Annotated in this window: 11 protein-coding genes; all 11 read left to right on the top strand. The window is 34.8% G+C overall.

Annotated elements, in window-relative coordinates; all coding sequences use genetic code 11:
- The first annotated feature begins 463 nt into the window (after nucleotides 1–463).
- The 11 genes from H7U17_RS05675 to H7U17_RS05625 all read left to right on the top strand — a co-directional run bounded on the left by H7U17_RS05675 (nucleotide 464) and on the right by H7U17_RS05625 (nucleotide 9,499).
- Nucleotides 464–715, top strand: a complete 252-nt coding sequence (locus tag H7U17_RS05675) for a helix-turn-helix transcriptional regulator (protein WP_186755676.1) — start codon at nucleotides 464–466, stop codon at nucleotides 713–715.
- Between the two features lie 264 nt (nucleotides 716–979).
- On the top strand, nucleotides 980–1,498 hold the full coding sequence (locus H7U17_RS05670; protein ID WP_186755675.1) for a DUF2947 family protein: 519 nt from the start codon (nucleotides 980–982) through the stop codon (nucleotides 1,496–1,498).
- 458 nt (nucleotides 1,499–1,956) lie between these two features.
- Nucleotides 1,957–3,033, top strand: coding sequence for a saccharopine dehydrogenase family protein (locus H7U17_RS05665; protein ID WP_186755674.1), 1,077 nt, complete (start codon nucleotides 1,957–1,959; stop codon nucleotides 3,031–3,033).
- The gene (locus tag H7U17_RS05660; RefSeq protein ID WP_186755673.1) at nucleotides 3,026–3,691 is read left to right on the top strand and encodes a class I SAM-dependent methyltransferase; all 666 of its coding nucleotides are present in this window, start codon (nucleotides 3,026–3,028) and stop codon (nucleotides 3,689–3,691) included. The genes H7U17_RS05665 and H7U17_RS05660 overlap by 8 nt, the downstream gene beginning before the upstream one ends.
- Nucleotides 3,692–4,184: 493 nt before the next feature.
- Nucleotides 4,185–4,793, top strand: coding sequence for a hypothetical protein (locus tag H7U17_RS05655; protein WP_186755672.1), 609 nt, complete (start codon nucleotides 4,185–4,187; stop codon nucleotides 4,791–4,793).
- 78 nt (nucleotides 4,794–4,871) lie between these two features.
- On the top strand, nucleotides 4,872–5,522 hold the full coding sequence (locus tag H7U17_RS05650) for a hypothetical protein (RefSeq protein ID WP_186755671.1): 651 nt from the start codon (nucleotides 4,872–4,874) through the stop codon (nucleotides 5,520–5,522).
- A gap of 136 nt (nucleotides 5,523–5,658) precedes the next feature.
- A complete protein-coding gene (locus H7U17_RS05645; protein WP_186755670.1) occupies nucleotides 5,659–6,300 on the top strand; it encodes a hypothetical protein in 642 nt (213 codons plus the stop codon).
- 151 nt (nucleotides 6,301–6,451) lie between these two features.
- Entirely contained in the window at nucleotides 6,452–7,075 is a 624-nt protein-coding gene (locus H7U17_RS05640; protein ID WP_186755669.1) for a hypothetical protein, read from the top strand.
- Nucleotides 7,076–7,288: 213 nt separating this feature from the next.
- The gene (locus tag H7U17_RS05635; protein ID WP_186755668.1) at nucleotides 7,289–7,687 is read left to right on the top strand and encodes a hypothetical protein; all 399 of its coding nucleotides are present in this window, start codon (nucleotides 7,289–7,291) and stop codon (nucleotides 7,685–7,687) included.
- Between the two features lie 308 nt (nucleotides 7,688–7,995).
- The gene (locus H7U17_RS05630; protein ID WP_186755667.1) at nucleotides 7,996–8,886 is read left to right on the top strand and encodes a rhomboid family intramembrane serine protease; all 891 of its coding nucleotides are present in this window, start codon (nucleotides 7,996–7,998) and stop codon (nucleotides 8,884–8,886) included.
- Between the two features lie 109 nt (nucleotides 8,887–8,995).
- A complete protein-coding gene (locus H7U17_RS05625) occupies nucleotides 8,996–9,499 on the top strand; it encodes a hypothetical protein (protein ID WP_186755666.1) in 504 nt (167 codons plus the stop codon).
- The last annotated feature ends 232 nt before the right edge of the window (nucleotides 9,500–9,731 follow it).

The raw sequence follows: 9,731 nt of genomic DNA, 5'->3' as shown, positions 1-9,731 counted from the left end.
TAAACAGTTAAAGTTTATTCAATCCTTGATTAGCTCCTCATAAGAACAAATAAGATTTTATATTTTTATCTGGAAAAAGTAAAATGCCAAAGGGTGACAACTTACTTTAATCCGCATCATAGAGGCTCTGGTAAACCCATTTACAAATGTAAATTCCCATGCAGATTATTAAGTAAGCGCCACCCTTATAGTACAAATATAAGAGGTAGGCGCATCACTTAAGCTCGAGGGAATGAAATTTACCAGATTTCTATGCCGAGCTTAGTACGCTAATTGATAGCCTTCAAAAACATAAGGCCTAATCTATTTGTTTAATTTATTCAAAAGTGACAAAAATTTAACTTATAAGCAAATTAATTTAATTAATAGTTTAATTTATGAAACCATTAGTTAAACAATCAACTGAATACCAGTTAGTTACAATCATTATATTTGCTTTGTATTTTTTATTCAGAAGTAATTAATGATGGGAAAAAAGGTTTATAGGATTGCTAGTCTTCTAGCAGATCATGGTCTAGACAATAAGGATTTAGCAAAATTGGTAGGTGTTTCTGAAACCACAGTATCAAAATGGTGTAAAAATAATTCCCAACCCTCCATTGAAAACATGTATAAGATTTGCAAGGCCCTTAAAGTAAGTCCAAAGGAGCTTGTAATGGACTTAAAATGGCCAGAAGGTCCGTCCGACGCAGACAATCTGTTGAAAAACAAATAATTACAATAACACTCAACCTTAGGGGACTTAAACATTTCTAACGTTATAAGAAAGAGAAAAGAACCTATTCAAATTTGTATAAACAGTGGATTTAAACTTTCAAATTTCTTAAATTATAGAAGCTGAGAATTTGTGATAAGTTGTTTAAACCCTATACAATAAATTATGGAAGCCCTTCGTTTGGAGGGCTTTTTTGAAATAAAGATATAGGAGATATAAAGGTAATGCCTATATACAGTCGGTGGCGTGCATGTAAAAAGAACAATGAACTTTCAAGAGATAGATAAACATATAATCCCAATGGATGGCTTCATTTTAAAATGGAGATTTACAGAAGAAAAATATGACTTGCTTCCAGATAATTACTTGAATGAATTAAAACCATTAGATAAAGAAGCTTCTCACTTCCTAGACAATTACATAAGCAAGACGACTCTACATAATCAAATACCTTTTAAGAAGGACTTTTTTAGAGTTATTGATAAAGCCAGAATTTTGGAAGGAAACGAAAAGGAAATTAAAAAATGGCTCTATCACCGAGCCTTACCATTTGACAAGACAGTGTTCCTCTCGTGGGACAGAGAAACTTCTATGAAAACTAAATGGAAATTTTTAGTTAAATATTGGGACTCTTTTTTCTATGGTGGTTCTGACGACCTAACCGTATTTGATGAAAGTTTAGAATGGGCATTATTGTTCTTCCATGAAAATGAAATTTATTGGGGGACAAACAGAGAATTTGAATCTGAAGATAAATTTGATGAATCATGGTTACCCTATTAAAGAAAAAACATGACACGTCAATAAAGCCTATACGCAATGCCCTTAGGGACAATGCGCATAGCCGGACCGTTAAACGAATTGGTAATGTGAATGAGGCAATTATGGGGTAAGATTTTGTTATTGACCAATAGTATTTTAAAGCATACAGCCTCTAGTGGATTTAAACTTTCAAATTTCTTAAATTAGAGAAGCTGAGAAATTATATAAGTTGTTTAAACCCTATTCAATAAATTATGGAAGCCCTCCGATTGGAGGGCTTTTTTGAAATAAAGATATAGGAGATATAAACGTAATGTGTTTATACGCTCGTTAGCAGTCAGGCAAGACAAACAACCGTACAACAATGAAACTTTAAACACAGACAAATGAAAAGTTATAAATTTTATAAATAATTCCCAAAATTCCATAACATCTGTTACTGATAGATTTGCCAATTTTGCACCAACTAGAATAACGAAATGAAAGACAACATTCTTATTGTAGGAGGTTATGGCAAAGTGGGCAGTATCATAAGCAGACATTTAGCCGAACTTTATCCTAAAAAAATTATTGTAGCAGGACGAAGTTTTGAAAAAGCAAAAATCTTGTCCGAAACACTTGACCACAATGTCATTCCATATCATTTAGATATAGATAATCAAACTGACAATGCCGTTTTAGAAAACACAAAATTGGCCGTTATGTGTATAGACCAAAAAGATACCAAATTTGTAGAATTGTGTATAGCAACAGGAGTGCATTATATTGACATCACAGCTAATCAGCCTTTTATTGACCAAATAGAACTATTAGATGAGAAAGCAAAATCAAATAACGTAATAGTTGCTTTGAGTATAGGACTTGCACCGGGCATTACCAATCTCTTGGCTCAGCATTGTGCTAATCAGATTTCTGAAACCAATGTTATAGATATTTTTATACTGTTAGGTATTGGGGAAAAACACGGAGATGCTGCATATCGTTGGACTTTTGACAATATACATTCGTCATATAACATTAATGATAGCGGTAAAACAAAAACGATAAAGAGTTTTACTCTTCCCCAAAAGAGCAATCTTGCAGGGAAACGAAAATTCTACACGTTCAATTTTTCAGACCAACACACGCTCGCAAAAACGATAAATACAAAGCAAGTATTGACAAGAATGGCTTTTGACTCTACAATACTGACTTCTTTAGTTGCTTTGTTGAGAAAATCAGGTTTAACCAAAATATTCAACTATAAAATATTTCAAAATATTTGTATTTACCTATTCAAAAAAATGAAAATAGGAAGCGATGAATTTGCTGTAAAAGCCGTAGCAGGAAACACAGCAAACGAAATTTATGAATGTAGCCTTGAGGGGAAAGGCGAAGGGAAAACAACTGCATACATAGCCATTGAAACAGTCCTTTATGTAATACAGAATAACTTTTCTAATGGTGTCAGGCATATACACCAAATCATAGAAAACATTCCTGAATTTTTGGAAAATTTGAAACGGTACGACAGCACTATTGAAGTAAAATACAAAAATATTCGCAACAATGAATAATGAGGAATTAAAAACATTAGCCGAACAGTTGAGGCAACCAGACGGACTTAAAGGCATCGAAATTGCCGATAAGATGAATGAGACCAATATTAAAATGACGTTTCATTCCATAGACCGTTTAGACATATCCAACAATGACCATATTTTAGAACTTGGACACGGCAACTGCAAACATCTTTCTTATGTCCTCAAACAGAAAAACAAACTGACATATTACGGACTTGAAATTTCTGAACTGATGAACAATGAAGCGAAACGAGTAAATCAACGTTTCATTGAAGGCAAACAAGCCCTTTTTTATATGTATGACGGACAGAATATTCCTTTTGAGGATAATCATTTCGATAAAATTTTTACGGTAAATACCATTTATTTTTGGACGGACCCAAAATTGCTTTTAGCTGAATTGTTCCGTGTATTAAAACCAAACGGAATACTGAACATAACCTTTGCTCAACAAGATTTTATGGAACAGTTACCGTTTACACAATTCAGCTTTACTCTATACGACAACAAAAAAATAAATCAACTTATTGACACAACACCATTTCAAACGGTCGGTTCAGACACACAGACAGAAACCGTAAAAAGTAAAACAGGCGACATTGTAAACAGAGACTTTACAACGATTATACTAACAAAATGCCCGAACTGCTAATCGTGTAGACGGCCGTGAGCTATAAGCCCACAGCCTGTCCCGCTCAAGCGGGAGTGCGCCTCACACACCACCGTACGTACGGGTCTTCCCGAATCAAGTTCGGGACAGGCTGTATACGGCGGTTCACTTGATTGTAGGTTGCGATTTGAGGTAGTAGGAAAGCATGGATTCGTACCCCGACTGGATGGAGTATGCCACTCCACCCTACTATCCTGGGAATTTGTAATTCCAGTAAAGAAGAACCTTATCCACGAAGACCTTGTCAAAGCCGAGGCTTTATTGTATAAGGGGATTGGTAAAAATACCGTAGGTGGGGTATTTCTTTGTAACTATACTCTTCTTAGTTTTGAGGGGTATGTCCATTTGTAAATGCTTATAAGTGTTTGTAAATGGAAAAAGGAGCTTATAATGGGTTTTAAGGCCTTCTTTCAAAATATTAATATAGGCGATATATCCGCAATGCGTTTATACGCTCGTTACCAGCAATTAAACGATGAAGAATAAAAGCACCATACTTATATTTATTATTTGTTTTTGCCTCTCTTTGGATTTAACCGCCCAAAAAGCTGATTTTTCAACAATCAGAGACAATATTGAAGCAAAATTTTGGGTTGATTTGGATACTATTAATCTATGTGAATCAATTATATTCAACGGGATTGTATTTGATTCCTCAACAATTAATAGTGAGTTTAGAAAGTATGAATTGAGTGAAATTATTGTGACTGAATTAGCTGATTTATCCGAGTCAAGACTGATTCATAAGAACTGTGATTTTATTATTCTTTTGGGAACAGGTTACAGCCAATCAGATGATGATAAAAGTCAAATATTGGGCAGAATTAGAGAAAACCTCAATGCGAATGTTCCTAAACTTAAAATACATGATTTTCTATGTAGCAAATGCAAACAAGTAATAATTGATGGACGAGCATATGAAATTTATGATGCAAAGGAAATTGTGAATAATTTAACAGTTAAAGACATTGAGTATATAGCTGATTATGAATCTTCTGACCCATCTGTATACGGACAGAATGCACAAAATGGGTTAATAGAAATATATTTGACCAAAAAAGGAAAAAAGAAAAAAAGCTGGTAACATTATGTATGAAATCATAGCTGTGAAAACTAAAGCTACCATTCATACATTAAGCGTTAGCTGCAAGGCAAAAAGACGATGAAATACAAACCGACACCAATAAATATCATTTGTGGACTATTGATAATAGCCTCGATTTATGGTGCAATTTTCCCAGGACCAATGGGCTTCGGTTTTCTTGGACTTTTTTACCTTCTTCCAGTTGCTATTTTCGGACTTCTACTCGACTATCTTGGACAAAAGACAATTAAAGGTTATCGGAAACTATTCCTAATTGAAATTGGACTTGTAGGTGTCATTGCTTTTGGCTTTTTATGGCAAGAAAGAACTAAGACATACATAATTCCCGACCAAAGAGACTTTGAATTTGTAGTTACAATCTATGATGTAAAAGACTCGGAACAACTACCAGTCAACTTTTTTACGTGGACATATGAAAAAGAAATCCCGGAAAATGGAGTTCTATTGACCTCTAACAAAATTAATTCGGACTTGCCTAAAACAGAGATGTTTACAAAAGCAGGGTTAAGCTTTCAAGACAGAAATGACACGGTTGATTTGTGCTTTGGTCGAGCAAGTACCTCGAAAATTGAGATTGACGGAAAAAATTATGATTATCAAGCTTGGAAAATTGATAAGGAAGGAACAATTAGTTACTCTTCAAACGACATTAAAGAATTGGAAGAAAAACTAAAAAAGTATTTAAAAAGAAAAAAGCCCAGCAGCTAACACAGCATATATCTTATGGCGGGTGAACGGCTACCACCAAGGTTTTTGCTCCTTAGCCAACTTTGGTTTCGGTGGACAGGAAAGTGCTTCGAAACCGCCACAAGCCATATGCAAATCGTTGTACCACATTTGAGAAATGAAAAGAACATTAACTATATTAATACTGATTTTAACCTGTGAGTTATCATTTTCTCAAACTTATCTGACTTCAGAAGTAATTGAAAAAGCAGAATTTTATTTGAAAGAAGCAGTTGGAGATTCTTTGTTTAAATATTTTGAACTCGGACATAATTCAGACTATAAATATCAAACTAAAACTGGAAAATATAAATGGAGAGATATTAGCAAAGGAAAAAAAACGAAAGGGAAATTTATCGATGGGAAACATATAAATTTTGTATTAAATCATCCTGATTTTCAATATCCATACACAAGAAAAACAGTTTACGTGGAATTAGATTCAAACCTGAATTTAATCAGAGAAGTTTACGTTGACCAAATCCCTAAATTTCTTTTGAGAAACGAACCATCTGATTGGTTAACTGAAAATAAAATTGATAGTATAATTGAGTTACAGAATTTAAAAAAGTCAATTGAACCAATTTCAAAACGATTGGAATTTGACACTATTACAAAAGATTATTATTGGATTGTATTTAATACTCTTTACAAAGAAAAATGCTTTTCCGATGAAGAAATTTTACATATAAATCCAGTAAGCGGAATTGTCTTAAAGCACTTTGAGGAAAGGCAAAGAAAAATGCATTGTTATGAATAAAAAACGTGGTACAACACGCAATAAAAAATATAGGGCTGAAAGTGCTAAATTTGAACGACATAACATTTAATAAACGGCTTGGTAGCTTGATAGGTAGGTGCTTCGAAATGCCCTACATTTCTTATTGCCATCCGTTGGGCACAATTTGAAAATGACAAGAATTACTTTCCAAATATTGACTCTTTTCCTGTTGACAATAACTAGTTGTTCGGGACAAAAAAAATCAAATGATTACAAATCATGTGATGTTGAGCTCCGATTTGACTTAGATAGAAATACTTCGATTCAATTTTACGATTCGACAGGAAACGATACTTGGAAATGGGATAATGATTCACTTGACTTTATTTATGCATACTTCCATGCCAACGCTTCAATTGACGACCTAGTAAAAATTGACTCAATAATGATTCTGAATGGCGGAAATCAAAATAACTCCGAAGGATGGGAACTAGGGTATGTTAAAGGAAACGAGACCATAGAAAAGCTTGAAGGAAGTTGGATAAAACTGAGCGAATGCGAAGCTGAATTAAGTGAATGGATGTTGTACGGAAACTATGAAGACCACTTAACACCTTACATTTTCGAAAGCCCTGACACAAACTCGACCAAAACTCAGTTTGACCCTCGTAAGGGATGGACCGAACATGAAGTAAGAGTTCTTGCGGTTCAAGGAAATTGGTTCAAAGTTGAACTGACATTAGAAAATAATACGAAAATTGGATGGATGCCGTCATACAACTTGTGCTCCCATCCTCATACGACATGCAATTGAAAAAAATAAAAACTGTGCCCAATCGAGTAGCCCGACCTGAGCCAGTTGGCTCAGGTTGAGGCTCTCACACCTCCGACTGGGTGGAGTATGCCACTCCACCCTACTATCCTTGGAATTTGTAATTCCCTTCTTGTAAGCCAACCATTCTTTTGACCGGCTTCCTCGAAAATATCAGGGCAGGCTATCCAAGGATGTTTTAAGCGCATAACTCACATGAAAAACAAAATTATCGGAATATTTAAACTTATTTCTGGCATTACTTTCCTTATTATTGGTGTTATTTCACTTAATATGACAATAGGACAAAATGCAGAAAATACACAGTTACTAATCGGATTTATTGCTGGATTTGCTTGTATTGAGATTTATGGATTATGCCTACTACATAGCGGCTGGACTCAGATAAAAAGGACTGAGTTTAAAAAGTGGATTTTAATCTTAGGATTAGTTCTTGATTTCATAATTGTAATTACCGTATTATCATTGTTTCTGGCAGAAAGATTTACGAGTGAAACTTATATAAGAGTTGTTATTATTTTGATTGTGACTTTAGTAGCAATAAATGACCTAATAAGATTAAAAAACAAAAAAGCAGCGCATAACAATTTGTAATATGACAAATGGGGTTCCACCAACGAGGAGGTGTATGCCACTCCACACTACTATCCTGGGGATTTGTAATTCCTGGAAAAGAAACTATATCTTAAAATACTTCTCAAGGCCGAGGCTTTATTGTTTTAGGTGATTGGTAAAAATACCCTAGGTGGGGTATTTTATTTATGAAATGGACTTTTTAGTTTTGGAGGGTATGTCCAAAGGATATTTAAAATAAAACTCACCAAATATATACCAAGCCAACAAATGACGGTTTTTTTTTAAAGCTTTGGTTTAAAGATAAACGAGTTAGCTTGCATATCAGAATGGAAAATTTATTCTCCTCAAAAATGTCACCCAAATCCAGCGCAGAACTGGAACAAATAATTAGCCTCAGAGGACAATATACCGATGATGCAGTATTAGCATGTTTATGGGTTCTAAAACAGAGAAATGAACTGTCAACTTCGAATTTGGAACTACTTGAACAGTTGGAATCCAAATCCGAACAAGAACAAAAGCGAACTGTAGCCAAAGAAAAACGTAAAAAGAGAGAAGCAAAAGAAGTAGCAAAATTGTATTTCGATTTCTTCACTTTTAGAGCCCATTCTAGGATTGTCCCTGGTATTATTTACGCAAACACGATAATATATGTGGCAATGTTAATTGCCGGAATTCACCCTATGGAGCCGTCACCTTACGATTTACTTCTCTGGGGCGGCAACCTAACTGAACTCTCACTTGGTTATCAACCTTGGAGGTTGGTAACACATATTTTCCTGCATGGAAGTGTCATTCACATATTAATGAACATGGCGATTCTAGCCTATATTGGACCAATGGTCGAAGTAACTCTTGGACGCAAATGGTTCATTCTTGCATACCTGATAACTGGAATAGGAGCAGGAATAGCGAGTGCTGCTTGGAATGTGAATTTAGTAAGTGTTGGAGCTTCGGGCTCTATCTTTGGGCTGTTCGGTTTAACTCTGTCAATTTTAATAACTTCAAATGAGCAAGGTTTAAAACGTGCATTCATTCCTAACATTCTGTGGTTTGTGGGTTACAACATTGTTTTCGGTCTAACAAGAACTGGAATTGACAATGCTGCTCATATTGGTGGATTGATAACAGGGATGATGCTTGGCTTTATATTGGGACTATCAACATTAAAGAATATTTCAATACTGGAAAGAGTGACGCAAGCTAACAGACGCTAAGCCCAATCGGCTTACTTAGTTATTTGCAAAGAGCATCTGGATCAGATACTTTTGAAATATTAAGAAAAGCCAAGTCGACTGTGCTTAGCTGATCGTTGTGCTTCATTAAATGAAAAAAAACAATAAAATAGCTTTCGGATGCCTCGGAGGAATAGTAATATTCTTGTTATTTGCTTATGTGGGCGCTTGGTTGATTGCACCAGGCTCATATGCAAGAGCTGAAACTTATGAATTCAACATACCAGAAGATTCACTATTGACTATAATTTATGAAGTCAAGAATGAAAATCCTGAATTGGACTTACCTCGAACAGTTAATATTCCAAATGGACAAGATTTTGACCTAGAAGATGGAAGACGAGATGAGAAAGACTATTGGTATTCAGTATATTTCTATTACCCAGACAAAAACGAAATTCTTCATACTTGGACCAGACCTAAAACTAAAAACTCAACGACATTTGCTTTTGTAGGCATAAACAGCGGCTTGACTTTAGGGAATTGGAGAACAGTAAATGAGAGTTTTTGGTGGTGGAAAAACCAACCTGATAAAAAGGAATTCGAAGAAAGAATTTTGAAAAAAATAAAAGAAAAAACGAAAGCACATAACTAAGCATTCGGCTGGCCACAGCGGCCGAACCTTCCAAAAATCGGCAGGCATGAATGCAGTGTTGAAAGAATGGTTGCTGGGAATCAGGGTAATTATGGGGGAAGCTTTTGTTATTTGCCAATAGTATTATAAAGCAAGTGGCCTCTAGTGGATTTAAACCTTCAAATTTCTTAAATTAGAGAAGCTGAGAAATTGAGATAAGTTGTTTAAACCCTATTCAATAAATTATGGAAGC

The sequence above is a fragment of the Echinicola salinicaeni genome (assembly GCF_014280965.1).
In the GTDB taxonomy this organism is placed as follows: domain Bacteria; phylum Bacteroidota; class Bacteroidia; order Cytophagales; family Cyclobacteriaceae; genus Echinicola; species Echinicola salinicaeni.
The sequence above is the reverse complement of the archived record's forward strand: the minus strand, read 5'-3'. Positions and strand labels throughout refer to the sequence as shown.

Excerpts from the sequence above, each read along its gene's own strand:
- H7U17_RS05660 (WP_186755673.1), top strand. The coding sequence starts at position 3,026 with ATGAATAATGAGGAATTAAAAACATTAGCCGAACAGTTGAGGCAACCA.
- H7U17_RS05655 (WP_186755672.1), top strand. The coding sequence starts at position 4,185 with ATGAAGAATAAAAGCACCATACTTATATTTATTATTTGTTTTTGCCTC.
- H7U17_RS05665 (WP_186755674.1), top strand. The coding sequence starts at position 1,957 with ATGAAAGACAACATTCTTATTGTAGGAGGTTATGGCAAAGTGGGCAGT.
- H7U17_RS05645 (WP_186755670.1), top strand. The coding sequence starts at position 5,659 with ATGAAAAGAACATTAACTATATTAATACTGATTTTAACCTGTGAGTTA.
- H7U17_RS05625 (WP_186755666.1), top strand. The coding sequence starts at position 8,996 with ATGAAAAAAAACAATAAAATAGCTTTCGGATGCCTCGGAGGAATAGTA.
- H7U17_RS05630 (WP_186755667.1), top strand. The coding sequence starts at position 7,996 with ATGGAAAATTTATTCTCCTCAAAAATGTCACCCAAATCCAGCGCAGAA.
- H7U17_RS05670 (WP_186755675.1), top strand. The coding sequence starts at position 980 with ATGAACTTTCAAGAGATAGATAAACATATAATCCCAATGGATGGCTTC.
- H7U17_RS05650 (WP_186755671.1), top strand. The coding sequence starts at position 4,872 with ATGAAATACAAACCGACACCAATAAATATCATTTGTGGACTATTGATA.
- H7U17_RS05640 (WP_186755669.1), top strand. The coding sequence starts at position 6,452 with ATGACAAGAATTACTTTCCAAATATTGACTCTTTTCCTGTTGACAATA.
- H7U17_RS05635 (WP_186755668.1), top strand. The coding sequence starts at position 7,289 with ATGAAAAACAAAATTATCGGAATATTTAAACTTATTTCTGGCATTACT.
- H7U17_RS05675 (WP_186755676.1), top strand. The coding sequence starts at position 464 with ATGATGGGAAAAAAGGTTTATAGGATTGCTAGTCTTCTAGCAGATCAT.